Source organism: Pantoea sp. GL120224-02 (genome assembly GCF_900215395.1).
Lineage (GTDB): Bacteria > Pseudomonadota > Gammaproteobacteria > Enterobacterales > Enterobacteriaceae > Pantoea > Pantoea communis.
Genome location: NZ_OBEC01000007.1, coordinates 1 through 22,480, shown reverse-complemented (window position 1 = coordinate 22,480; position 22,480 = coordinate 1). Strand labels below are relative to the sequence as shown.

Below are 22,480 nucleotides of genomic sequence, written 5' to 3'. Positions count from 1 at the left end.
TGCAGTCCGGTTAGCACAGGCAAGCGCGCAATGCATTGCGACTCATACTACGAACCTATTCGCACTAAGCCGTGCATCTAACGCAGTAAAAAGCAGCACGCACTATGTGGAGTAGGGCAGGACGACCGGGCAGAGGAGCAAAGCGTCCCTCGCCATGGATGGCGAGGGCCGAGGCCCAGGGATGGTTTATGCCGTCTTTGCGATCTGCCCGGTCGTCCTGACCGACCGCACCATCCCTAACGCCACTGCACCATCCCTAACGCCACCGCACCCTGCAGTTCCAGCCAGCCACACAAACAAAAACGGCACCTATTGGGTGCCGTTTTTACTATCCAGACGCTGCTTACTTCTTGATGCGGATAACCGGGGTTTCACCCACAGTTACCTGACCGGAGAGTTTGATCAGATCTTTGATTTCGTCCATGTTCGAAATCACAACCGGCGTCAGCGTGGATTTTGCTTTCTCTTCCAGCAGTGGCAGATCAAACTCGATCACCACGTCGCCTTTTTTCACTTTCTGGCCTTCTTCGGCGATACGCTTAAAGCCTTCACCTTTCAGTTCAACCGTATCGATACCGAAGTGGACGAACAGCTCGATGCCGTTGTCAGACTCGATTGAAAAGGCGTGGTTGGTCTCAAAAATCTTGCCAATGGTACCATCAACCGGTGCAACCATCTTGTTGCCAGTCGGTTTAATGGCGATACCATCACCCACGATTTTCTCAGCAAATACCACATCAGGTACGTCTTCGATATTCACGATTTCGCCTGACAGAGGCGCAACGATATCAATAGTCCCTGACGCGCTCTCTGATTTTTCGCCAAAAAGTTTAGAAAACAAACCCATGATCTTCTCCTAAGCAGTAATTTGGGGCCAGCGTCTCGTGGATCAGCAGAGCGTTTTTTCTTTAATGAACTTGTTCACCAGGTTCATTAAATCTTCCGCTGTGGGTTGAGCCAGAGCCTGCTCCGCCAATGCCTTCGCATCTTCGAAATTAGTATTACGAATAATCTTCTTGATGCTCGGGATTGAAATGGCACTCATGCTGAATTCGTCCAGCCCCATTCCCAGTAACAGTAGTGTAGCACGTTCATCACCAGCCAGCTCACCACACATGCCGGTCCATTTCCCTTCGGCATGTGATGCGTCGATCACTTGCTTAATGAGGCCCAAAACAGATGGCGTCATTGGGTTATAGAGGTGTGAAATCAAATCATTACCACGATCGACCGCCAGAGTATACTGCGTCAGGTCATTTGTCCCAATACTAAAGAAGTCGACTTCTTTCGCCAGATGACGCGCAATCACCGCTGAAGCCGGTGTTTCCACCATAATGCCCACTTCAATGGTCTCATCAAAGGCTTTGCCTTCTTCACGCAACTGGGTTTTCAGCAGCTCCAGCTCGGCCTTCAGCGCACGCACTTCTTCCACCGAAATGATCATCGGGAACATAATGCGCAGTTTGCCGAAGGATGAGGCACGCAGGATAGCGCGCAGCTGAGCATGCAGAATCTCTTTGCGGTCCATTGCGATACGAATCGCACGCCAGCCGAGGAACGGGTTGTCCTCTTTTGGCAGGTTCATGTACGGCAGATCTTTATCGCCGCCGATGTCCATGGTACGCACGATGACGGCCTGAGAGCCCATGGCTTCCGCTACCGCTTTATACGCCTGGAATTGCTCTTCTTCGGTTGGCAGCGAGTCACGGTCCATAAACAGGAACTCGGTACGATACAGGCCCACGCCTTCCGCACCGTTGCGCTCTGCACCAGCGACATCGCGCACGGTACCAATGTTGGCGCACACTTCCACTTGATGGCCGTCCAGCGTGATAGCGGGCAGATCTTTCAGTTTCGCCAGTTCGTGCTTTTCAGACAGGTATTGCGTCTGAATCGCTTTCAATTCTTCTTGTTCTGCATCGGTAGGATTAACGTAAATCTTGTTATTCACGCCATCGAGGATCAGGAAGTCACCGTTTTTGATTTGCGTGGTGACGTTACCGGTACCGACAATCGCTGGGATCTCCAGAGAACGCGCCATGATGGACGTATGCGAAGTACGGCCACCGATATCGGTGATAAAGCCCAGCACCTTCTTCAGGTTCAGCTGTGCGGTTTCTGACGGCGTTAAATCTTTCGCCACCAGAATAGATTCTTCTGCGATAGCACCCAGGTCGACAATATGCAGACCGAGGATGTTTTGCAGCAGACGCTTACCGATGTCACGCACGTCAGCCGCACGCTCTTTCAGGTATTCGTCGTCGAGTTCTTCCAACGCCTTGGCCTGGCCATCAATGACAGAGTACGCCGCAGCGTCAGCCGTTGCGTGATCTTTCTTAATCAGGTCGATGATTTCCTGCTCAAGCTCTTCGTCTTCGAGCAGCATGATGTGACCTTCAAAGATCGCCGCTTTCTCTTCACCGAGGGTTTCACCGGCTTTGACACGGATGGCTTCGAGCTGTACTGCCGCTTTGCCACGTCCATCAAGGAAGCGTTGAACTTCTTGCTCAACCTGATCGTCAGTAATTTTTTTACGGCTGATGACGATCTCATCTTCCTTCAGCAGAAGTGCTTTGCCGAAAGCGATACCCGGTGATGCTAAAATGCCTGAAATCATAACCCTACCTTTTAATCACGATGGCTCATTGACCCAATGCGTTGCCACTGTCGCGGAACAGTACTCTAAGGAAGCAAGAACGCGGACAGGTTGTCCGCGATCAAGATATTTGCACTCAATGGGGCAAAGGAGTCGGTTTAGTTGCTTGCCTGAGCGGAATTACTCCAGCTCAGCCATCAGTTTCACCAGGTGCTCAACCGCTTGCTGCTCATCTTCACCTTCAGCAGACAGCGTAACAACCGTACCCTGAGTCAGACCCAGAGTCTGCAGTTTGAACAGGCTTTTCGCGCTGGCAGATTTGCCATTAGAGGTCACAGTGATGTCTGACTGGAAAGCCTTAGCTTCTTTCACGAACTGAGCTGCAGGACGGGTATGAAGGCCGTTAGGTGCGGTAATGGTAACTTCTTGCTGGAACATTCTATTTCCCCAACTTTATCAGGTTTGGTGTTATGGATCTAAAGTCTAGCCTGGAGCCGTCACTTTAGCCTGTATAGGTGCGCTGGTGTGGCATTAAGCTGACCAAAAAATGCGCTTAGTAATGTGCGTCTTTCAGCAGCAGATCAAAAACTGTGCGAAAAGGTCACCTTGCTAAGTATGCCGTGATTCGCCGTTTCGCCAAATCAGTAATTCCATTCAGCTTGATCCACTTCAAAGCCAGATTAATTTCAGGCACCGAAATAATTGGGAGCTTAAATACCAGAGCCGTGTCATTGAAATCAATCTGTCTGGTGATAAAAGTGAGATCTGCGCCACAAAAAAGCACCCATTCGGGTGCTTTTTTCATCGTTTTCAGACTATGGCGGTTACTGCTGCAGCTCTTTTTCAGTGAACAGATCGGCAAACAGGGCGGTGCTTAAATAGCGCTCGCCAGAGGAGGGCAGGATCACCACGATATTCTTATTGGCGAATGCTTCGTCTTCCTGCAGCTTCAGTGCTGCAGCCACTGCCGCACCTGAAGAGATACCGGCCAGAATGCCTTCTTCTTCCATCAGCTGACGTGCGGTGCTGATGGCTTCTTCGTTGGTAATCGCAACGACCCGATCAACCAGTTTCAGGTCAAGGTTGCCAGGAATGAAACCTGCGCCGATACCCTGAATTTTGTGTGGACCCGGCTTGATCTCTTCACCCGCGATAGCCTGAGCGATGACCGGAGAGTCAGTCGGCTCTACCGCGACGGTGATTAAGTCTTTTTTGCCTTTGGTGTTCTTGATGTAACGGCTCACGCCTGTCAGCGTGCCGCCGGTGCCCACGCCCGCAATGAACACATCCACTTCACCGTCGGTGTCTTCCCAGATTTCCGGGCCGGTGGTTTTCTCATGGATCTCCGGGTTAGCCGGATTGCTGAACTGCTGCAGCAGCACAAATTTATCCGGATCGCTGGCAACGATTTCCTCGGCTTTAGCAATGGCACCTTTCATACCTTTTGCGCCTTCGGTCAGCACCAGATTCGCGCCCAGTGCTTTCAGCAGCTTGCGACGTTCAACAGACATGGTCTCTGGCATGGTCAGCGTGAGTTTGTAACCGCGAGCGGCGGCCACGTAAGCCAGTGCAATACCGGTGTTACCGCTGGTTGGCTCAACCAGTTCAACGCCCGGCTTTAAGATTCCGCGTTTTTCTGCGTCCCAAATCATATTGGCACCGATACGGCATTTGACGCTGAAGCTCGGGTTACGCGATTCGACCTTCGCCAGGATGCGTCCATTACCGATGCGGTTCAGTCGAACCAGCGGCGTATGACCAATTGTCAGAGAGTTGTCTTCATAGATCTTACTCATAGCTCGTCCTTAACTGTATGAAATATTGGGAACCCTCAGAGCATACCTGTTCTTCCGGTGTGCGGAAGGAAAGAAATCGCATATCTATATAGCCCACAACCATAAGCCTTACGCAAAAATGCATAAGGCTTTTTGAAGCTTTAGTGACGTGCATGCTGTAGGCGGTAGCGATCAACCCACATCGCAGTCGCGCCACATACGGCCACCGGCATGATAGCCAGGTTCAGAATCGGAATCATGGTGAACAAACTGACCAGCGCGCCAAATTGCATGTTCGCCGTTTTATGCTGACGTAACGCACTACGCATCTGCTGAAAACTCACTTTGTGGTTATCAAACGGATAGTCGCAGTACTGCACCGACAGCATCCACGCGCTAAACAGAAACCATAATACCGGTGCCACCGTTTGTCCAAAACCGGGGATAAAGTAAAGCAGCAGCAGTCCCAGTGCACGCGGTAAATAGTAGCCAAGCTTCTGTAATTCGCGCTTCATGATGCGCGGGATATCATTAACCATCGCCATCCAACCGCTATCCGGCAGCGGGTGACCGGTGAGACGACCTTCCAGTTGCTCAGCCAGCAATCCACAAAAGGGGGCGGCAATCCAGTTCGCGATGGTGGAGAAGAAGTAGCTGAATACCAGCACAATCGATATGACGGAAAGCGGCCACAGCAAATAACTGAGCCACTGTAGCCAATCAGGGATGTGCGACATCAAGGCCGGAATCCACTCTCCGAGCCGTTGAAACAGCCAGATAAAGGCGCCTCCTAGCAGCAAAATGTTCACCAGCAGAGGAATAATGACGTAACGACGAATGCCAGGCAGACGTACCAGTCTCCAGCCTTCGGCAAAGTAATGAATACCATTTAATGATGAGGGCGATTTCTCAACGGGCATAGCGAGCCTTTCTCCTTTATGTGGCGGCGCGAACATCATAACCTGGCTTTTTGTCGGTGGCAGGCGCACTTTGCGCGAAAAATCAGCAAAAAAGCGTGGGGCAGCTATCTTATTTGTCAGAAAATACTGCACAGACTTGCACTTGTTTAGCTGGGCAAATACAGTTAGAGGATAAAGTTTGCCGTGGTGGCAAGGTATTGGAACAACAGAGAATACAATGATGCAGGATTTGCGTCTGATATTAATCGTTGTTGGCGCGATCGCCATAATAGCGTTGCTACTTCACGGACTGTGGACCAGCCGTAAAGAGCGCTCTTCCGTGTTTCGCGATCGCCCGCACAAACGTCTGAAACAGCGCGAAGAAGCGGATGAAGATCTGCTGAGCGAAGAAGATGATGATGGTGTCGGCGAAGTGCGTGTCCGTCGCAATCGTGACGCGCATGTCGAACCCGAATTCGACGCACCTGTGACTAAGCCTGTCAGCGCGCCACGTGCGCCTGAACCTGCGCGTCAGCCATTCCCGCGTCATGAAACCCCATTGATGGGTGATCCGCTGCTGGATGATGAGCCGGAAGTGCGCCAGCCTGCACCTGCGCCTCAGCAGCCGGTAGCAAGACCGGCGCCAGCGCCGCAGCCAAAACCTCAGCCCCAGCCCGTTCAGGCCGATCCGTTATTGGATAATGAGCCACTGTCACCGACTCAGCCTGCGCCTGAATTCCAGGCTGCTGAAGAGCCAGAATACGAAGAAGTGCCGGTTGCTCATGAAGAACCTCAGAAGCCTGCCGCTTCTACCCAGAGAAAAAATGAAGCGGTACTGGTGCTGCATGTTGCCGCCCACGCCGGCGGTGAACTGAACGGCGAAGCTCTGTTGCAGGGTATTCTGCAAGCGGGCTTCCAGTTTGGTGAGATGAATATTTTCCATCGTCACCTGAGCCCAGCGGGCAGCGGTCCTGTGCTGTTCAGCCTGGCAAATATGGTGAAACCGGGCTCTTTCAATCCGGATACCATGGGCGATTTCAGCACGCCGGGCATCTCCATCTTTATGATGGTGCCGTCTTACGGTGATGCGAACCAAAACTTCAAGCTGATGCTGCAATCTGCACAGCGTATTGCGGATGATGTCGGTGGTGTGGTTCTGGATGATGAGCGCCGTATGATGACGCCGCAGAAGCTGGAAACCTACAAAACGCGTATTCGCGAAGTTATCGGTTGATAACCGCTAGCTAAATCAAATATTAACGAAACAACCCCCGCATGTCGGGGGTTTTTTATATTGCAGGGCATCGTTATGAAGAAAAAATACGAAAGACGAATTTATGACCTGAGGGTGTTAATAGAACATCACGACAAGCTCTACCACATCATGGACTCGCCAGTTATTCCTGATATTGAGTATGACAAGTTACGTACAGAGTTACGTAAGTTGGAGGACGCTCATCCAGAATTAATTACGCCAGATTCTCCAACTCAACGTGTCGGTGCATCTCCGCTTCCTTCATTTGAGCAAGTTCGCCATGAAGTGCCGATGCTGTCACTCGACAACACCTTCGATGAAGCCGGTTTCCTTGCCTTCAATAAGCGCGTCCAGGATCGCCTGAAAAGCAGCGACGATCTGACCTACTGTTGCGAGCTTAAGCTGGATGGCCTGGCGGTCAGTCTGTTGTATGAAGATGGACTGCTGGTGCGTGCGGCGACACGCGGTGATGGCACCACGGGCGAGAATATTACCGCCAACGTGCGCACTATCCATGCCATTCCGCTGCGTCTGCACGGCGACAATATTCCTGCACGTGTCGAAGTACGTGGTGAAGTCTTTATGACCGAAGCGGGCTTCGAGAAACTCAATGAGGATGCACGTCGCACCGGCGCGAAAGTGTTTGCCAACCCGCGCAACGCTGCGGCGGGATCGCTACGTCAGCTCGATCCGCGCATTACCGCTAAACGTTCTCTGACTTTCTTCTGTTACGGTTTCGGCCTGCTGGAAGGCGGTGACATGCCCGCCAGCCACTGGCAGCGCCTGCAGCAATTTAAAGCCTGGGGTTTACCGGTCAGCGACCGTATTCGTCTGGCGCATACCGCGGAAGAGGTGCTGGAGTTTTATCGTCAGGTTGAGCAGGATCGCCCGACACTCGGATTCGATATTGATGGCGTGGTCATCAAGGTCGATTCGCAGGCACTGCAGGAACAATTAGGCTTTGTCGCCCGCGCCCCGCGCTGGGCCGTGGCCTTCAAATTCCCGGCGCAGGAGCAGATGACCTTTGTGCGCGATGTTGAGTTTCAGGTGGGACGTACCGGCGCGATTACGCCAGTCGCTCGTCTGGAGCCGGTGCAGGTGGCTGGCGTGGTGGTGAGTAATGCCACCTTGCACAATGCGGATGAAATTGCGCGTCTTGGCCTGCGCATTGGCGACAAAGTGGTGATTCGCCGCGCCGGAGATGTGATTCCGCAGGTGGTCAACGTGGTGGAATCTGAACGACCGGATGATACCCGTGAAATCGTCTTCCCCAGCCATTGCCCGGTGTGTGGCTCGGATGTCGAGCGCGTGGAAGGCGAAGCCGTTACCCGTTGTACCGGTGGGCTGATTTGTGGTGCCCAGCGTAAAGAGGCGCTCAAACATTTTGTTTCTCGTCGTGCGATGGATGTTGACGGCATGGGCGACAAAATTATCGATCAGCTGGTCGAAAAAGAGTACGTACAAACACCTGCCGATCTGTTCCGTCTGACGGCGGGCAAGCTGACGGGACTGGATCGCATGGGGCCGAAATCTGCACAAAATGTGGTGGATGCGCTCGAAAAAGCGAAACTCACCACGCTGCCTCGCTTCCTGTATGCGCTGGGGATTCGTGAAGTCGGTGAAGCCACTGCGGCCAATCTGGCCAATCATTTTGGCGATCTTGAGAAGGTGATGAACGCCGATCTGGATGCGCTGATTGCGGTGCAGGACGTGGGTAAAGTGGTGGCGGCACACGTGCGTAATTTCATGGAAGAAGAGAGCAATCGCGAAGTCATCCGCGAACTCACCCAAGAGGTGGGCGTGCATTGGCCGCAGCTGGAAGTGGTGAATGTTGAAGAGATCGACAGTCCATTTGCTGGCAAGACAGTGGTGCTGACCGGTTCGCTGTCGCAGATGAACCGTGATGATGCCAAAGAGCGACTGATGGCGCTGGGCGCGAAAGTGAGCGGCAGCGTGTCGAAGAAAACAGACTTATTGATTGCTGGCGAAGCGGCCGGTTCCAAACTGGCGAAAGCGCAGGAACTCGGTATTCCGGTGATTGATGAAGCGGAAATGATTCGGTTACTGGGAGCTTAACGTGGACAAACATCAGCTGGTTGAAATTGCCAATACCGCTATGCCGTTCGGCAAGTATAAAGGCCGTATGCTGATTGATGTGCCAGAAGAGTATCTGCTGTGGTTTGCGCGTAAAAACGAATTTCCGGCAGGGAAGCTGGGCGAGCTGATGCAGCTGACCCTGGCGATTAAAATAGAAGGATTGCAGGGGTTAGTTAAACCGCTAAAGCGCAGTGAATAACAAAACGGCCCGCAATTGCGGGCCGTTTGCTTAGGATTTTTGTGCTTCGACTTGCTGCTGTGCCAGCCGCTTCTCATTGCCCGCCTTATAGCGCTGGGCGATGAAGGAGCACACCATCAACTGCACCTGATGGAAGATCATCAGTGGCAGCACGATAATCCCCACTGAGCTGGCCGGGAACAGGATATTGGCCATCGGCACGCCATTAGCGAGACTCTTTTTCGAACCACAGAACAGCACCACGATTTCATCGGCGCGGCTGAAACCAAACAGACGCGAGGCACCCAGGTTAATCGCCAGCGCGACAAACAGAATCAGCACGCTGCCTGCCAGAATCCACAGCAGCGTATCCACACCCACGCGATGCCAGATACCGTTGACCACTGCTTCGCTGAACGCGGAGTAAACCACTAACAGAATCGAGGTCTGGTCAGTTTTACCAATCAGGCTACGATGCTTCTCCACCCAGCCGCCAATCCAGCGACGAGACATATGACCAATCACAAACGGCACCAGCAGTTGCAGCATGATTTTGCCAATCTGCTCCAGACCGTTGCTCGGCGCATCGCTATGGACGTTCATCACCAGATTCACCAGCAGCGGCGAGATGAATACGCCCAGCAGGCTGGATGCCGAAGCGGCACAGACCGCAGCCGCCACGTTCCCCCCCGCCATGGAGGTGAAGGCAATCGCAGACTGCACGGTGGCAGGCAGAATACACAGATAAATGAAGCCGGTATAAATCTCTGGCCCGACGTTCACCGGATGCCACCACACCAGCAGCAAGCCAAGAATCGGGAACACCACGAAAGTGCTGCACATGATCCACAGATGCAAACGCCAGTGGCTGCTGCCGGCAATGATTTTCTCGCGTGACAGCTTGGCACCGTGCATAAAGAACAGCAGGGCGATGGCGGCGGTGGTCAGGTATTCAAAGAAATCGACAAACCCGCCTTTGGCCGGGATGAAGCTGGCCAACAGCACAGTGATGATGAGTTTGACCATCATCGGGTCGAGTCGTAAAAAGCCCATTGTTACAATCCGGTTAAAATAAAAAAGATGGTGCTGATTGTGCGCCAGCTAGGTTTAGAAATAAAATTGATTTATTGCATCAATCTATGAGCGATATCGATGAATTACACCTTACGTCAGTTACGTACCTTTGTGGCTGTGGCGCAGCAGGGCAGTTTTAGCCAGGCAGGGCAGGCGATTGGGCTCAGCCAGTCGGCGGTCAGCCACAGTATCAAAGAGCTGGAAGCGGAAATGGGCGTGCGTTTGCTGGACCGCACCACACGTGAAGTGATGCTGACGGAAGCGGGGCACCAACTGGCATCGCGGCTGGAACGTTTGCTGGAGGAGTTAAATACCACGCTGCTGGATGTGCGCAGTTACGGCGAGCAGCGCAGTGGCACCGTACGTGTTGCCGCCAGCCAGACACCTTCGGCAAATCTAATGCCGCAGTGTCTGGCGAGTAGCCAGCAACGTTATCCGGATATCCGCGTCATCCTGCACGATCGCGCTCAGCAGTCAGTGCTGCAAAGCGTGCGCAATGCGGAGGTGGATTTTGGCATTGTCATCGGGCCGCTAGGGGATGCCGATCTGGATTACGAAGCGATTTTGCAGGAGCCTTTCTTATTGTTGTGCCATGCGGATGATGTTTTGGCCCAGGTCGAGCGAGCGGAATGGACGATGCTGGCGGGGCGCAACCTGGTTTTGCAGGATTATGCTTCAGGAAGTCGTCTTCTGGTGGATGCGGCGCTGCAGCAGTTATCGATTCAGGTGCAGGTGGTGCAGGAAATTGGCCATCCCGCCACGCTGTTTCCGATGGTGGAAGCCGGTATTGGCATCAGCATTTTGCCTGCGCTGGCGTTACCGCTGCCGGCGGGGCGGAAACTGACGGTGCGACGTCTCTATCCGGAAATCCATCGAAATCTGATGCTGATTAAACGCAAAAATCGCTCTCTGACACCCGCTGCGGAAGCGATCTGGCAGGAAGTGCGCCAACAAGCAGGCCTGCTGGCGCAACAACGTGCTCTCAAACCGGCGTTTTAGACGTAAACGTTGATCTGATTGGTCTCGGTCGGACGGTTAATGCCATCGGCTTTCTGGGCGCTGGTGGCACTTTCCGTTGTGGGCTGCTGTGCTTCTTGTTTCTGTTGTGCTTTTTCTGCTGCCTGCTGCTCGATTTGTGCAATCTGCGCTTCAATCATCTGAATCTGCGATTGCAACATCTGTTCCTGTTCAGATTTTTGCTCATCTGTCAGGGAGTCATCACTGGATAAATCTTTAATTTCTTTGGTGATGCTTTGAATCTGTTTATTCAGGCTGGCAATTTCTGACGTTGAACCGCTACCGCTGCTTGCGGTACTGACACTGCTAACACTTGAGATAGTAGACATGGTTTTCTCCTTGCAATAGACCATTATCGTTATCGGCAAGGGGATAAAACGGCTTGAGCACACAAAGCGTTAAGTGTTTGTAAAGGTTTTGTGAGGGTGGAAAATAGCAGATAGCAAAAAGGCGCCTTTAGGGCGCCTTTCTACATTGGTGGGTCGTGCAGGATTCGAACCTGCGACCAATTGATTAAAAGTCAACTGCTCTACCAACTGAGCTAACGACCCGAAGTGGTGGGCGATGACGGGCTCGAACCGCCGACCCCCTCCGTGTAAAGGAGATGCTCTACCAACTGAGCTAATCGCCCATATCTTGCTCTTCAAACTCTTGCACACTGCGAGCCACTTTTAGAGTGGTGGGTGATGACGGGCTCGAACCGCCGACCCCCTCCGTGTAAAGGAGATGCTCTACCAACTGAGCTAATCACCCCCGCTGTGTGGAGTCGCATTATAGGGATCCAGCGAAGTGAGTCAACGCTTTTTGAAACATAAATGTGCGTTCGCTTTAAATTTAGGCAGCATGCCGCGCTTTTAGCCAATGTGCTGGTTTTATTAGCAGAAAAACGCACTTCAATCTGTGATGCCGCCGCGAGAGTCATTGAGGAAAGCGTCCCACCTGCTAGAATATGCGCACTGTTTTTTCGCGTTAACCCGTTTTTTTGTCATCCAGATAAAGAAACCTGCGCATCTAAGGCAATGCTGAATGAAAATCAAAACTCGCTTCGCACCCAGCCCAACGGGCTACCTGCACGTGGGCGGTGCCCGTACTGCTCTTTATTCCTGGCTTTATGCTCGCCATAACAAGGGCGAATTCGTTCTGCGTATCGAAGATACCGATCTGGAACGTTCAACGCCGGAAGCCATCGAAGCCATCATGGATGGCATGAACTGGCTCAACCTGCAGTGGGATGAAGGCCCGTACTATCAGACGAAGCGCTTTGATCGTTACAACGCGGTCATCGATGAGATGGTAGCAGCAGGTACGGCTTATAAATGCTATTGCTCTAAAGAGCGTTTAGAAGCGCTGCGTGAAGAGCAGATGGCGAAAGGCGAGAAGCCACGTTATGACGGCCGTTGCCGTGACAGCCATGAACATCATGCGGCGGATGAGCCTTGCGTGGTGCGTTTCCGTAACCCACAAGAGGGTTCGGTGATTTTCGATGACCAGATCCGTGGCCCGATTGAATTCAGCAACCAGGAGCTGGATGATCTGATCATCCGTCGTACCGATGGTTCACCGACCTACAATTTCTGTGTGGTGGTGGATGACTGGGATATGGGCATCACTCACGTGATCCGTGGTGAAGACCACATCAACAACACGCCACGCCAGATCAACATCCTTAAAGCGATTGGTGCAGAAGTGCCAACTTACGCGCACGTCTCAATGATCCTGGGTGATGACAGTAAGAAGCTGTCGAAACGTCATGGCGCAGTCGGTGTGATGCAGTACCGTGATGACGGCTATCTGCCGGAAGCGCTGCTCAACTATCTGGTGCGTCTGGGCTGGTCACATGGCGATCAGGAGATTTTTAGCGTGGCAGAGATGGCCGAGCTGTTTACTCTGGATGCCGTGAGCAAGTCTGCCAGTGCGTTTAACACCGAAAAACTGCAGTGGCTGAACCATCACTACATTAATACGCTGCCGCCAGAGTACGTGGCAACGCAGCTGCAGTGGCACATCGAGCAACAGAATATCGATACCCGCACCGGTCCGGAACTGGCGAAGCTGGTGACGCTACTGGGTGAGCGTTGCAAAACGCTGGTCGAGATCGCGGCTTCCTGCCGTTACTTCTATGAAGAGTTTGAAGCCTTTGATGCTGACGCGGCGAAGAAACATCTGCGTCCTGTTGCGCGTCAGCCGCTGGAAGTGGTGCGTGACAAACTGGCTGCGCTGAGCGACAGCGAGTGGAATGCGGAGAATGTGCACAACGCGATTCAGGGTGCAGCCGATGCGCTCGAGTTGGGTATGGGCAAAGTGGGCATGCCACTGCGCGTAGCGGTCACCGGTGCAGGTCAGTCTCCGGCACTGGATGTGACGGTCGAAGCGATTGGTCGCAGCCGCAGCGTAGCCCGTATCGAAAAAGCGCTGGCCTTCATTGCTGAGCGTGAAGCCCAGGCTTAATTGAGTTAGCGGCAGCCTGTAACGTTGCCGCTTCACTTATCGCGGGCATTAAAAAAGCCGGGTGCATGATGCGCCCGGCTTTTTTTAATCTTCTTTAATTCCTAGCCGTTCCAGCACGCCACTTATCCCTTCGCGCAGCAACAAAGCAGCCAGTTGATCTTGCTCAGCGGTTGTCATTTGCTGGACAGAATTTATTAATAACGCAGGTAACGTATTTTGTTGAGCACCGTAATTGGCCGCCGGCTCGGTCGCGTGGCGGGTGGACTGAACAAAGCTTTTTACACGCTCATCAATATGAATCAATCGCGCCTTACCACCCTGTACACCTGGCTTGGGCGTGGTTGTCCAGTTTTCGCGTTTGATCCATTTATTCACCGTTTGCCGACTGTAGCCCGTTTCCAGCGCGAGCTCCTCGGGGGTGAGCCATTCCTTTTTCACGATGCTGTCCCTGTTAAATACATTAGCTGTACATATTACAACAAAACGTAACGGGGAAAAGTAATCAGGCAGGAAAATGCCTCTTGTCTCATGACAAAAGGCATAAATCGGATATTAAGCTTCGCTGGTTTCAGCTTGCGCAGGACGGAAAGCAAGGAAATAGGTGAGACCAACAAATATTGCACCGCCCACGCCGTTGCCGAGGAAGACGGCAATCACGTTTGGCGCAAATTCTGCCCAGCTCATTTGTCCGGCAAAAATCGCGGCGGGCACAATAAACATGTTCGCCACCACGTGCTGGAAGCCAATCGCCACGAAGGCCATCACCGGGAACCACATGCCGAAGATTTTGCCGACCATATCTTTACTGGCGAAAGCTAACCACACCGCCAGACACACCAGCCAGTTGCAACCAATGCCGGAAATGAAGGCGTGCAGGAAATCCGCATTCACCTTCGCGTGTGCAATCGCCACGGTCTTTTTCAGATAATCGCCTTCGGTCATGCCGAGCATGTGGCCAAAGAACCAGGCGACCGCGATGCTGCCAATAAAGTTGGCAATGGTGACCCAGAACCAGTTGCGCAGCACGCTAAAACCGCTAATGCGGCGGGCGAACCACGCGATCGGCAAGGTCATCATGTTGCCGGTCAATAGTTCACCACCGGCCAGAACGGTTAGAATCAGGCCAACCGGGAACACCGCCGCGCCGAGGAAGCCGCCAAAAGAGCCCCATTCAGCAGGCAGTTGGTTGATAACATGCAGATCCAACAGAAAACCAGTGGCAATAAAGGCACCGGCCATAAAACCAAGGATCAATAAGGTGGAAACAGGCAAACGGCTTTTAGCCACGCCCGCTTGAATCGCCAGTTGGGCGATCTCTTTCGGTGTATGCAGCGACATATTTCACTTTTCTTTTATTGAACAAGGGGAAAATGCTGGCCGGTCAAAGAGTGATATACCCTGGAAGGTTGACCGGTTAATTAGCGCGCTAAGTTTTACACTTACCCGTAACGAACACAAGATTATTCCTAACATCTTTAACCCTGATTTAACCTCGGTTGCAGGGTGTTAAATGCGAAAATACGTTAACGGAATGCACAGTTGCGTTGAAAAAAAAGCCATTACGGTAGGGCGTTGCCGCCTTTTTCAGCGATTGAACACAGAATGAGAATTTGGCGTTGACACTCAGGGAGCGGTTTCATATGATGCCGTCCGTCGAGTTAAATCGGCTGTTTTTCGGTGCTGGGGGTATAGCTCAGCTGGGAGAGCGCTTGCATGGCATGCAAGAGGTCAGCGGTTCGATCCCGCTTATCTCCACCAAATCGTTTTTAACGATGCACTGAAAAAGATTTCCAGATGTGGGGGTATAGCTCAGCTGGGAGAGCGCTTGCATGGCATGCAAGAGGTCAGCGGTTCGATCCCGCTTATCTCCACCAAATCTCTGTTCGTCCTGAACAATAGCATCACAATCTAACACTGACTGAATTCATAATTGCTCATTTCGTATGCAGAATGGCGTCATTATTCGTGTGACGACAACTCCCAGCGTTCTGAAATGCGCCCATCTTTTGATATCAAGTATCTCGACGAATTGCGCCGTAAATCGCGCGTGCTTCTTCCTGTGCGCTGAGATGATCTCACCCATTCAGCACCAGCTGCTAATTAGGGGCGCAATGAATCGCACCGCAGCAGCTTCTCACGCGCTGAGATGATTTTATCCGTTCAGCGTTCAGCGTTCAGCACTGCATCTGAGTGCGCCATAAATCGTGCCGCCAGAGCTAAGTGTGCACTGAAATTATGCACAATCTGGTCGCGACGCAATTCATGGCGCTAAGAATTAAGCGGTTGCGGCTTGTTCTTGAGCAGGCAACACGCGGAAGCCGTGTGTGCCATCGCGATCCAACTGCGCCACCAGACCGTATTCCCAATCCAGATACGCCTGCATCACAGCAGGTGCGATATCGGTGCCTTCATACGGACGGCGATAGCGATCAATCGCCGGAGACAGCAACTGCTGGTCGCCCTGCTCGGTGGGCAACTGCGCTGCGCGCCAGGCTGCATTGCCGCCCTCCAGTACAAACACCGGCTTGCCGGTGAGTTCTGCCACCTGTTCAACCGCATATCCGGCCAGCAGGCTGCTGCCACAGGTCAGCACATAACGTCGTGCCGCTGGTAGTGCGGCTTTGCCCTCTTTTTGCAGCGTTGAACGCAGCAGCCAGCCCGCTCCCGGAATATGACTGTTGAGGTGATTGGCGCGCGTGGTGAAGTCCAGTACCTGGGTCTGACCTTCCTCCAGCCACTCCGCCAGTTGCTGCGGAGAAATAAACTCGGGCTGTGCAACCGCAGGAACCTGCGCTTTCCAGGCACCGGTGGCAGTGAAATCACTGGCCTGCAACTCTTCCAGCACTGACACCTGCCAGCCAAGCTGCGCCAGCCAGGAGGCGGTCATATTGGCGCGTACACCATCGTCATCAATCAGTACAATACGTGCACCGCGCACGCTGGCGTAATGGTCAGTTTCCTGCACCAGCTGTCCGCCTGGCACATGACGACTGCCGGGCAGATGACCCGCCGCATACTCGTCAGCGTCGCGCACATCAAACAGGTAAGTGGTGCGCGGTTCCTGCTGCCAGCGCTTAAGCGTTGCCAGTGGAATACGTTCTACGCCAGCGCGATCGGCAATGCCTCGTGCGTGACTCGCCGCCTGTCGCTGTGCGGTTACACTGGCATCACCGTAACGGCGTGACTGACCTTTATCCAGATCGTGGCCTGCCAGCGTCCAGCCAATAGTGCCGTTGCGCAGCGCAAACACCGGATTACGGATACCGGCATTCACCAGCGACTGGGTGCCGATGATGCTGCGCGTGCGGCCCGCACAGTTCACGATCACCGTGGTTTCCGGTGATGGCGCGATGTCGCGCACGCGCAACACCAGCTCACCGCCCGGCACGCTGGTGGCGCCTGGAATGCTCATGGTCTGGTATTCATCAAAGCGGCGCGCATCCAGCACCACCACGTTGGCGTCGCTGTTGATTAAGCTGTGCACTTCATCGGCTGACAGGGAAGGGGTATGATTGTGATGTTCAACCAGTTCACCAAAGGCTTTACTCGGTGAATTCACATCAATAAACAGCTCCCCGCCGGCTGCCTGCCAACCCGTTAAATCCTCTTTCAACAGCGCCACATTGCTATAGCCCAGCGCGGCAATACGTTCTGCTGCAGCCTGCGCCAGCCCCTCGCCGTTATTATATAAAGTGATGGATGTTGTGGATTGTGGAATGCGGTCCAATAGCTCCAGCTCCAGTTTGGAGAGCGGGATATTCACCGCAAACAGCGGATGGCCGGTGGCAAACAGCGCTTCGTCGCGCACATCAACAATCGCCACTTCCTGCTGCTGACGCAGAGCCTCAAGAATGTCCGCAGCCTGGCGGAAAGGGAATACGGGTTTACTCATGTGATAGATCCCAAATGTTCGGTAAGTAACGGTTGCTGTAACCGGAGATAAACTGTTTTTCACTGCCGTCTTCGCGATATACCGCGCGTTTGACCGCGCCAATGTTGGCGCCATAGACGTGGATGCTGATTGACACGCGATCGTCATAGGCATTGCTCACGCGATGAATATCCCCCACGGTGGGAGAGACGGCTTCGACGTTGCCGGGATCAAGCCGTATCGGCGCACCTTCTGGCTGCAGGCCGTTCGGCCCGGGCTGCCAGGATTGCGATATCTCCGCACCGCGCAGCATGCCAATTAATCCCCATACGCGATGGTCGTGAATCGGGGTTTGCTGGCCAGGCCCCCAGACGAAGCTCACTACTGAAAAGCGCTGCCGGGCATCGGCGTACAGCAGATATTGTTGATAGTGTTCGGGATGCGGCTGAGAGTAAGCCTCGTCCAGCCAGTCGTCATGTTGGATCAGCTCGCCCAGCCAGGCGCTGCCCTGTTGCAAAACAGTGGCTTCATCGGGATTCTGGTCGAGCAAGATGGCAAGGTTACCGACAAAGTCGCGTAAACGATGATGCTGATAGGCACTCATGATTTATCTCCCGGCAAAGCGGGATCAAAAGCCGTAAGTTCCAGTCCGTAAGACAGGTTGTTGAGTTCGCCTGACCATTTTAACGCGGCAAAACGATCCCCCTTAACATCGCCCAGACGCAGTGTGACTTTATCAGCAGCGAACAGCGGATGGAGCGTGGAGATCGCCAGCGCAACACCGGTAAAGAGAGCTGCCAGCCGCATCAGGCGCTCCTTTTGTTAGCGGCGTTTAGCGCCGCGACTTTCTCACGCGTCAGCGGAATCAGCTCCTCGCCATATTCCACCGCATCATTCAGCGGATCGAAGCCGCGAATCAGCACACTGTGAATTCCCATGCGATAGTAATCCAGCAGCGCATCGGAAACCTGATCGGCGGTGCCAACCAGCGCTGTGGAGTTGTAGCCGCCTTGCACCAGTTTAGCCACGCCGGTCCATAACACTTTGTCCAGGCGATCGCCTTCATTGGCGGCAGCTAACAGGCGCTGAGCGCCAACACTTTGCGGCTTGGGTTTACCAAAGGCGAAGCCGGTCTCTTGCAACTGCTTCTCGGCCAGTTCACGGATATGCTCGGCACGTTCCCAGGCCTCTTTCTCGGTTTTCCCGATAATCGGACGGAACGAGATATTGAAATCAATCTCACGCCCGTGCTGAGCCGCAGCGGCTCGCACATTGCGCACTGTCTCTTCCGCACCTTTCAGCGGTTCGCCCCACAGGGCAAAGACATCGGCATGGCGCGCAGCGACATCAATCGCTTCCTGAGACGATCCACCAAAGTATATCGGCAGCTTTTTCTGCGCAGGTTTGATGGCGGAAAACGCCTGCTCAGCCTGGTAAAAATGTCCCTTATGATCATAAGGCTGGCTGGATTCCAGACTCTGTTTTAGCACGGCAAGAAACTCATCGCTGCGCGCATAGCGTTCGGCTTTATTCAGGAAGTCACCATCACGACGCTGCTCGACATCGCTACCGCCGCTGATGATATGCACGGCCAGCCGACCATCGGTCAGTTGATCCAACGTTGCCAGCTTGCGTGCGGCCAGTGTCGGTGCGACAAAGCCCGGACGGTGTGCCAGCAGGAATTTTAGTGTTGAGGTGTGTGCCGCAGCATGTGCGGTCACCAGAAAGCCGTCGGGTTGATCGGACCAATAGCCCACCAGAATGCGATCAAATCCCGCTTCTTCATGGGCGCGGGCGAAACGCGCGATGTAATCTTTATCGAACAGCGGACCGCTGGCGGGAATGATTTCGGAAGCCAGGCGGTGGCCAATCATGCCAAGAAATTGAATGCTCATACGATTCTCCAGATGTGACGTTATGGAGAAAAGCTACGGGCGCAGGCAACCGGGACGGAAATTCAATATTGTGAAAAGGTTTTGCGTCAGGCGGGGAAGCGGCGAATGACGGGGATAAAAGGGGTGAAATGCAAGATAGAACAGAAAGGCATAATTAAGAAGAGAAGGGCGAGCCGCAGCTCGCCCTGAACATCAGAAGGCCAGAACCAGACCGGCGATAGCGGCAGAAAGCACGCTCACCAGGGTTGAGCCGTACAGCAGTTTAAGGCCGAAGCGAGAAACCACGTTACCCTGTTCTTCGTTCAAGCCCTTAATCGCACCCGCCACAATCCCGATAGAGGAGAAGTTAGCGAAGGATACGAGGAACACAGACAGGATTCCTTCTGCGTGCGGTGACAGCTGACCAGCAATCTTCTGAAGATCCATCATCGCCACGAATTCGTTAGAAACCAGTTTGGTTGCCATGATACTGCCAACCTGCAGCGCTTCACTGGACGGCACGCCCATCACCCACGCAAACGGGTAGAACACGTAACCCAGCACACCCTGGAAGCTGATGCCGAAGATTAGATCAAACAGCGCGTTCAGACCTGAAATCAGGGCGATAAAACCAATCAACATGGCGGCAACGATGATCGCCACTTTGAAACCGGCAAGGATATATTCGCCCAGCATTTCGAAGAAGCTCTGACCTTTGTGCAGATCCTGCAACTGCAGATCTTCTTCGCTATCGACGCGGTAAGGGTTGATCAGTGACAACACAATGAAGGTGCTGAACATGTTCAATACCAGCGCGGCCACCACATATTTCGGCTGCAGCATAGTCATATAAGCGCCGACGATGGACATGGAAACTGTCGACATTGCCGTAGCAGCCATGGTGTACATGCGACGCTGTGACATTTTGCCAAGGATATCCTTATACGCGATAAAGTTTTCTGACTGTCCCAAAATCAGAGAGCTTACGGCGTTGAAGGATTCCAGTTTGCCCATACCGTTGACTTTTGACAGCACGGTACCGATGCCGCGGATCACCCAAGGCAGGATACGGAAATGCTGCAAAATACCGATTAGCGCCGAGATAAACACGATCGGGCACAGAACATTCAGGAAGAAGAACGCCAGGCCTTTGTCGTTCATGTTGCCGAATACGAAGTTAGTCCCTTCGGCAGCATACTTCAGTAGATGGTCAAACAGACCCGCGAACCCTTTGACGAAGCCGAGGCCCGCTTCAGAGTTGAGGAAGAACCACGCCAGCAAAACTTCGATCACCAGAAGCTGTACGATGTAACGAATGCGGATGCTTTTACGATCATGACTGACCAGCAAGGCCAGTACGGCTACCACCACTAATGCCAAAAGAAAGTGCAAAATATGGGACATGTCGGCTCCAAATTTGAGGAGGGTTGTATTTTGTTGCGTATTCTATGTAACGCGTTACTTAAAAACGAGATCAAAACCACATTATAAGTATTCGGTATCGACAAATTTCTAAGAATAGTCTCACCGCTCACAACCTCTTCACAAAGCCTTCACAAGAAATATCCATAAAAACATTGTCTATAAAATAACCCGGGAGTAGAGTGATTCCTGTTGCAAACATTTTGGCAAGAACTGGCTTTACTGCAAGGTATAGCAATGGCTATACTTCATAGCACCATCTATTATTACGATAACTATAATCAAATTTCACTTGCCTTGAGCGCCCGTTAAGCTGCATGGGTCAACAAGCGTTAGGACAGGGTCCACACTATGTCAGAAAGTCGCACCGCTGAGCGCGCCGCTCGCGGAGCCAGAAAAATCAAGCTCGCGCTGCTTGGCCCTGCCTTCATCGCGGCAATTGGTTATATCGATCCCGGTAACTTTGCCACCAATATTCAGGCGGGTGCGGCCTACGGCTACAAACTGCTGTGGGTGGTGGTCTGGGCCAATGTGATGGCGATGCTGATTCAGCTGATGTCAGCCAAACTTGGCATCGCCACCGGTAAAAACCTTGCCGAGCATATCCGCGATCGCTTTCCACGCCCGGCAGTGTGGTTCTATTGGGTGCAGGCGGAAATCATCGCCATGGCCACTGACCTCGCCGAATTTATTGGTGCGGCACTCGGCTTTAAATTATTGCTGGGGATTTCGTTACTGCAAGGCGCCGTGCTCACCGGCGTCGCCACCTACCTGATTTTGATGCTGCAAAGCCGGGGGCAGAAGCCGCTGGAGTTGGTGATTGGCGGCCTGCTGTTGTTTGTCGCCGCTGCCTATATTGTTGAGCTGTTTTTCTCGCAGCCGAAAGTGAGTGAATTGGTCACCGGTATGGCGTTGCCTTCGCTGCCCACCTCTGACGCCGTGTTCCTCGCTGCCGGTGTGCTGGGTGCCACCATCATGCCGCATGTGATTTACCTGCACTCGGCACTGACGCAACACGGTAACATTGGCAGCAAAGCGGATCGCTACTCGTCCACTAAACTCGATGTGGCGATTGCCATGACCATTGCCGGCTTTGTCAATCTGGCGATGATGGCGACTGCGGCGGCAGCTTTCCACTTCAGCGGGCACACCAGCATTGTGGATCTCGACCAGGCGTATTTGACGCTGCAACCTTTGTTGGGCCGCGCAGCAGCCATTGTGTTTGGATTAAGTCTGGTGGCGGCAGGCTTGTCTTCTACCGTGGTGGGAACACTGGCGGGACAAGTCGTGATGCAGGGCTTCATTCGCTTCCATATTCCGCTGTGGCTACGTCGCACCATCACCATGCTGCCTTCCTTTATCGTGATCTGGGCCGGATGGGATCCAACGCGCATTCTGGTGATGAGCCAGGTACTGTTGAGTTTCGGTATCGCACTGGCATTGATCCCGCTGTTGGCCTTTACCGGCAACCGCGAGTTGATGGGCGATGAGATGGTCAATTCGCGCCTGATGCAAAACGCCGGACGCCTGATAGTGGTGCTGGTGGTGGCATTGAATCTCTATCTGTTGGTCGGTGAGGCGCTCGGCTGGTAACGCTTCGGCTGGTCAAGACGAAAAAAAGAAAATCCCGGCTATCAGGCCTAATGCCGATCAGTTAAGACAAAAATGATCGGTTGAACGATCCGGCAGTTCTGCAAAAATCCGTAATCTCTCAGGGATTACGGATTTTTTTATGCTTCTCAGTCAGGCTCTCGATATCGTTCATCACTTTACGCCTCAGGAATTCTCGACGCTTTCTGATCTCCTTTCTCCTGAGCTCATTGATGAGTGTCTTGCTGATACCGGCACAGTGACGTTACGAAAGCGCCGGTTATCGATGGAAATGATGGTCTGGGCTGTGACCGGCATGGCACTTTTTCGCTCCCATTCGATGACCCAGCTCGTCTCACACCTGGATATCCTTCTGCCGGGGAA

Annotated in this window: 21 protein-coding genes and 5 tRNA genes; 9 read left to right on the top strand and 17 right to left on the bottom strand. The window is 53.2% G+C overall.

Annotated features, from left to right (window positions below):
* Positions 1-343: 343 nt before the first annotated feature.
* The 5 genes from crr to cysZ all read right to left on the bottom strand — a co-directional run bounded on the left by crr (position 344) and on the right by cysZ (position 5,291).
* On the bottom strand, positions 344-847 hold the full coding sequence (gene crr / locus CRO33_RS14295) for a PTS glucose transporter subunit IIA (protein WP_034825872.1): 504 nt from the start codon (positions 845-847) through the stop codon (positions 344-346).
* 42 nt (positions 848-889) lie between these two features.
* Positions 890-2,617 (bottom strand): phosphoenolpyruvate-protein phosphotransferase PtsI, encoded by a 1,728-nt coding sequence (ptsI, locus tag CRO33_RS14290; RefSeq protein ID WP_034825874.1) that lies wholly within the window; start codon positions 2,615-2,617, stop codon positions 890-892.
* Between the two features lie 159 nt (positions 2,618-2,776).
* Complete coding sequence (gene ptsH / locus CRO33_RS14285; protein ID WP_034825876.1) at positions 2,777-3,034, bottom strand: phosphocarrier protein Hpr; 258 nt, start codon at positions 3,032-3,034, stop codon at positions 2,777-2,779.
* 386 nt (positions 3,035-3,420) lie between these two features.
* Positions 3,421-4,392: a cysteine synthase A gene (gene cysK / locus CRO33_RS14275; protein WP_034825880.1), complete on the bottom strand. Its 972-nt coding sequence runs from the start codon at positions 4,390-4,392 to the stop codon at positions 3,421-3,423.
* A 140-nt stretch (positions 4,393-4,532) separates the two neighbouring features.
* Positions 4,533-5,291: a sulfate transporter CysZ gene (gene cysZ, locus CRO33_RS14270; protein WP_097118555.1), complete on the bottom strand. Its 759-nt coding sequence runs from the start codon at positions 5,289-5,291 to the stop codon at positions 4,533-4,535.
* Between the two features lie 217 nt (positions 5,292-5,508).
* Here cysZ and zipA point away from each other — a divergent pair, with 217 nt between their 5' ends.
* The 3 genes from zipA to CRO33_RS14255 all read left to right on the top strand — a co-directional run bounded on the left by zipA (position 5,509) and on the right by CRO33_RS14255 (position 8,821).
* Positions 5,509-6,504, top strand: a complete 996-nt coding sequence (gene zipA / locus CRO33_RS14265) for a cell division protein ZipA (protein WP_097118554.1) — start codon at positions 5,509-5,511, stop codon at positions 6,502-6,504.
* 75 nt (positions 6,505-6,579) lie between these two features.
* Positions 6,580-8,601, top strand: a complete 2,022-nt coding sequence (ligA, locus tag CRO33_RS14260) for an NAD-dependent DNA ligase LigA (RefSeq protein WP_097118553.1) — start codon at positions 6,580-6,582, stop codon at positions 8,599-8,601.
* A gap of 1 nt (position 8,602) precedes the next feature.
* Positions 8,603-8,821 (top strand): DUF3820 family protein, encoded by a 219-nt coding sequence (locus CRO33_RS14255; protein WP_038645584.1) that lies wholly within the window; start codon positions 8,603-8,605, stop codon positions 8,819-8,821.
* Positions 8,822-8,851: 30 nt separating this feature from the next.
* Here CRO33_RS14255 and CRO33_RS14250 read toward each other — a convergent pair whose 3' ends face one another.
* The gene (locus tag CRO33_RS14250; protein WP_097118552.1) at positions 8,852-9,853 is read right to left on the bottom strand and encodes a bile acid:sodium symporter family protein; all 1,002 of its coding nucleotides are present in this window, start codon (positions 9,851-9,853) and stop codon (positions 8,852-8,854) included.
* Positions 9,854-9,952: 99 nt separating this feature from the next.
* Between CRO33_RS14250 and CRO33_RS14245 the strand changes: the two genes are divergently transcribed.
* On the top strand, positions 9,953-10,873 hold the full coding sequence (locus tag CRO33_RS14245) for a LysR family transcriptional regulator (RefSeq protein WP_058959064.1): 921 nt from the start codon (positions 9,953-9,955) through the stop codon (positions 10,871-10,873).
* Here CRO33_RS14245 and CRO33_RS14240 read toward each other — a convergent pair.
* The 4 genes from CRO33_RS14240 to CRO33_RS14225 all read right to left on the bottom strand — a co-directional run bounded on the left by CRO33_RS14240 (position 10,870) and on the right by CRO33_RS14225 (position 11,644).
* On the bottom strand, positions 10,870-11,220 hold the full coding sequence (locus CRO33_RS14240) for a FlxA-like family protein (RefSeq protein WP_058959063.1): 351 nt from the start codon (positions 11,218-11,220) through the stop codon (positions 10,870-10,872). The two genes, CRO33_RS14245 and CRO33_RS14240, sit on opposite strands and share 4 nt — an antisense overlap.
* A 146-nt stretch (positions 11,221-11,366) precedes the next feature.
* Positions 11,367-11,442 (bottom strand) — tRNA-Lys (locus CRO33_RS14235).
* Between the two features lie 4 nt (positions 11,443-11,446).
* A tRNA-Val gene (locus CRO33_RS14230) sits at positions 11,447-11,522 on the bottom strand.
* A gap of 46 nt (positions 11,523-11,568) precedes the next feature.
* Positions 11,569-11,644: transfer RNA gene (locus tag CRO33_RS14225), tRNA-Val, on the bottom strand.
* A gap of 273 nt (positions 11,645-11,917) precedes the next feature.
* On the opposite strand from CRO33_RS14225, the gene gltX reads away from it, so the two are divergent.
* Positions 11,918-13,339 carry a glutamate--tRNA ligase gene (gene gltX, locus CRO33_RS14220; RefSeq protein WP_058959062.1) on the top strand — a complete coding sequence of 474 codons (1,422 nt, stop codon included), beginning with the start codon at positions 11,918-11,920 and terminating at the stop codon, positions 13,337-13,339.
* 84 nt (positions 13,340-13,423) lie between these two features.
* Here gltX and CRO33_RS14215 read toward each other — a convergent pair whose 3' ends face one another.
* Both CRO33_RS14215 and CRO33_RS14210 read right to left on the bottom strand, forming a co-directional pair.
* The gene (locus CRO33_RS14215; RefSeq protein ID WP_034825897.1) at positions 13,424-13,777 is read right to left on the bottom strand and encodes a YfeC-like transcriptional regulator; all 354 of its coding nucleotides are present in this window, start codon (positions 13,775-13,777) and stop codon (positions 13,424-13,426) included.
* A 114-nt stretch (positions 13,778-13,891) separates the two neighbouring features.
* Entirely contained in the window at positions 13,892-14,677 is a 786-nt protein-coding gene (locus CRO33_RS14210) for a formate/nitrite transporter family protein (RefSeq protein WP_034825900.1), read from the bottom strand.
* A 344-nt stretch (positions 14,678-15,021) separates the two neighbouring features.
* Here CRO33_RS14210 and CRO33_RS14205 point away from each other — a divergent pair.
* Together CRO33_RS14205 and CRO33_RS14200 are read left to right on the top strand one after the other, a co-directional pair.
* A tRNA-Ala gene (locus tag CRO33_RS14205) sits at positions 15,022-15,097 on the top strand.
* 40 nt (positions 15,098-15,137) lie between these two features.
* Positions 15,138-15,213 (top strand) — tRNA-Ala (locus tag CRO33_RS14200).
* 401 nt (positions 15,214-15,614) lie between these two features.
* Here CRO33_RS14200 and CRO33_RS14195 read toward each other — a convergent pair.
* From CRO33_RS14195 to CRO33_RS14175, 5 genes are all read right to left on the bottom strand, one after another.
* Positions 15,615-17,231: a rhodanese homology domain-containing protein gene (locus CRO33_RS14195; RefSeq protein ID WP_097118551.1), complete on the bottom strand. Its 1,617-nt coding sequence runs from the start codon at positions 17,229-17,231 to the stop codon at positions 15,615-15,617.
* Positions 17,224-17,814 carry a cysteine dioxygenase gene (locus CRO33_RS14190; protein ID WP_097118550.1) on the bottom strand — a complete coding sequence of 197 codons (591 nt, stop codon included), beginning with the start codon at positions 17,812-17,814 and terminating at the stop codon, positions 17,224-17,226. Before CRO33_RS14190 ends, CRO33_RS14195 begins: the two co-directional genes overlap by 8 nt.
* A complete protein-coding gene (locus tag CRO33_RS14185) occupies positions 17,811-18,017 on the bottom strand; it encodes a hypothetical protein (protein WP_255253274.1) in 207 nt (68 codons plus the stop codon). Before CRO33_RS14185 ends, CRO33_RS14190 begins: the two co-directional genes overlap by 4 nt.
* Complete coding sequence (locus CRO33_RS14180) at positions 18,017-19,105, bottom strand: LLM class flavin-dependent oxidoreductase (RefSeq protein WP_097118549.1); 1,089 nt, start codon at positions 19,103-19,105, stop codon at positions 18,017-18,019. Before CRO33_RS14180 ends, CRO33_RS14185 begins: the two co-directional genes overlap by 1 nt.
* A 192-nt stretch (positions 19,106-19,297) precedes the next feature.
* Positions 19,298-20,488 carry a NupC/NupG family nucleoside CNT transporter gene (locus CRO33_RS14175; RefSeq protein WP_034825912.1) on the bottom strand — a complete coding sequence of 397 codons (1,191 nt, stop codon included), beginning with the start codon at positions 20,486-20,488 and terminating at the stop codon, positions 19,298-19,300.
* Between the two features lie 369 nt (positions 20,489-20,857).
* Here CRO33_RS14175 and CRO33_RS14170 point away from each other — a divergent pair, with 369 nt between their 5' ends.
* Both CRO33_RS14170 and CRO33_RS14165 read left to right on the top strand, forming a co-directional pair.
* On the top strand, positions 20,858-22,099 hold the full coding sequence (locus CRO33_RS14170) for an Nramp family divalent metal transporter (protein ID WP_034825925.1): 1,242 nt from the start codon (positions 20,858-20,860) through the stop codon (positions 22,097-22,099).
* 139 nt (positions 22,100-22,238) lie between these two features.
* Positions 22,239-22,480, top strand: a 242-nt coding sequence (locus CRO33_RS14165; protein WP_176505775.1) for a transposase domain-containing protein, incomplete at its 3' end; no start/stop codon positions are given.

Coding starts and splice junctions, on each gene's coding strand:
- crr (WP_034825872.1), bottom strand. CDS start 847: ATGGGTTTGTTTTCTAAACTTTTTGGCGAAAAATCAGAGAGCGCGTCA.
- ptsI (WP_034825874.1), bottom strand. CDS start 2,617: ATGATTTCAGGCATTTTAGCATCACCGGGTATCGCTTTCGGCAAAGCA.
- ptsH (WP_034825876.1), bottom strand. CDS start 3,034: ATGTTCCAGCAAGAAGTTACCATTACCGCACCTAACGGCCTTCATACC.
- cysK (WP_034825880.1), bottom strand. CDS start 4,392: ATGAGTAAGATCTATGAAGACAACTCTCTGACAATTGGTCATACGCCG.
- cysZ (WP_097118555.1), bottom strand. CDS start 5,291: ATGCCCGTTGAGAAATCGCCCTCATCATTAAATGGTATTCATTACTTT.
- zipA (WP_097118554.1), top strand. CDS start 5,509: ATGATGCAGGATTTGCGTCTGATATTAATCGTTGTTGGCGCGATCGCC.
- ligA (WP_097118553.1), top strand. CDS start 6,580: ATGAAGAAAAAATACGAAAGACGAATTTATGACCTGAGGGTGTTAATA.
- CRO33_RS14250 (WP_097118552.1), bottom strand. CDS start 9,853: ATGGGCTTTTTACGACTCGACCCGATGATGGTCAAACTCATCATCACT.
- CRO33_RS14245 (WP_058959064.1), top strand. CDS start 9,953: ATGAATTACACCTTACGTCAGTTACGTACCTTTGTGGCTGTGGCGCAG.
- CRO33_RS14240 (WP_058959063.1), bottom strand. CDS start 11,220: ATGTCTACTATCTCAAGTGTTAGCAGTGTCAGTACCGCAAGCAGCGGT.
- gltX (WP_058959062.1), top strand. CDS start 11,918: ATGAAAATCAAAACTCGCTTCGCACCCAGCCCAACGGGCTACCTGCAC.
- CRO33_RS14210 (WP_034825900.1), bottom strand. CDS start 14,677: ATGTCGCTGCATACACCGAAAGAGATCGCCCAACTGGCGATTCAAGCG.
- CRO33_RS14195 (WP_097118551.1), bottom strand. CDS start 17,231: ATGAGTAAACCCGTATTCCCTTTCCGCCAGGCTGCGGACATTCTTGAG.
- CRO33_RS14190 (WP_097118550.1), bottom strand. CDS start 17,814: ATGAGTGCCTATCAGCATCATCGTTTACGCGACTTTGTCGGTAACCTT.
- CRO33_RS14185 (WP_255253274.1), bottom strand. CDS start 18,017: ATGCGGCTGGCAGCTCTCTTTACCGGTGTTGCGCTGGCGATCTCCACG.
- CRO33_RS14180 (WP_097118549.1), bottom strand. CDS start 19,105: ATGAGCATTCAATTTCTTGGCATGATTGGCCACCGCCTGGCTTCCGAA.
- CRO33_RS14175 (WP_034825912.1), bottom strand. CDS start 20,488: ATGTCCCATATTTTGCACTTTCTTTTGGCATTAGTGGTGGTAGCCGTA.
- CRO33_RS14170 (WP_034825925.1), top strand. CDS start 20,858: ATGTCAGAAAGTCGCACCGCTGAGCGCGCCGCTCGCGGAGCCAGAAAA.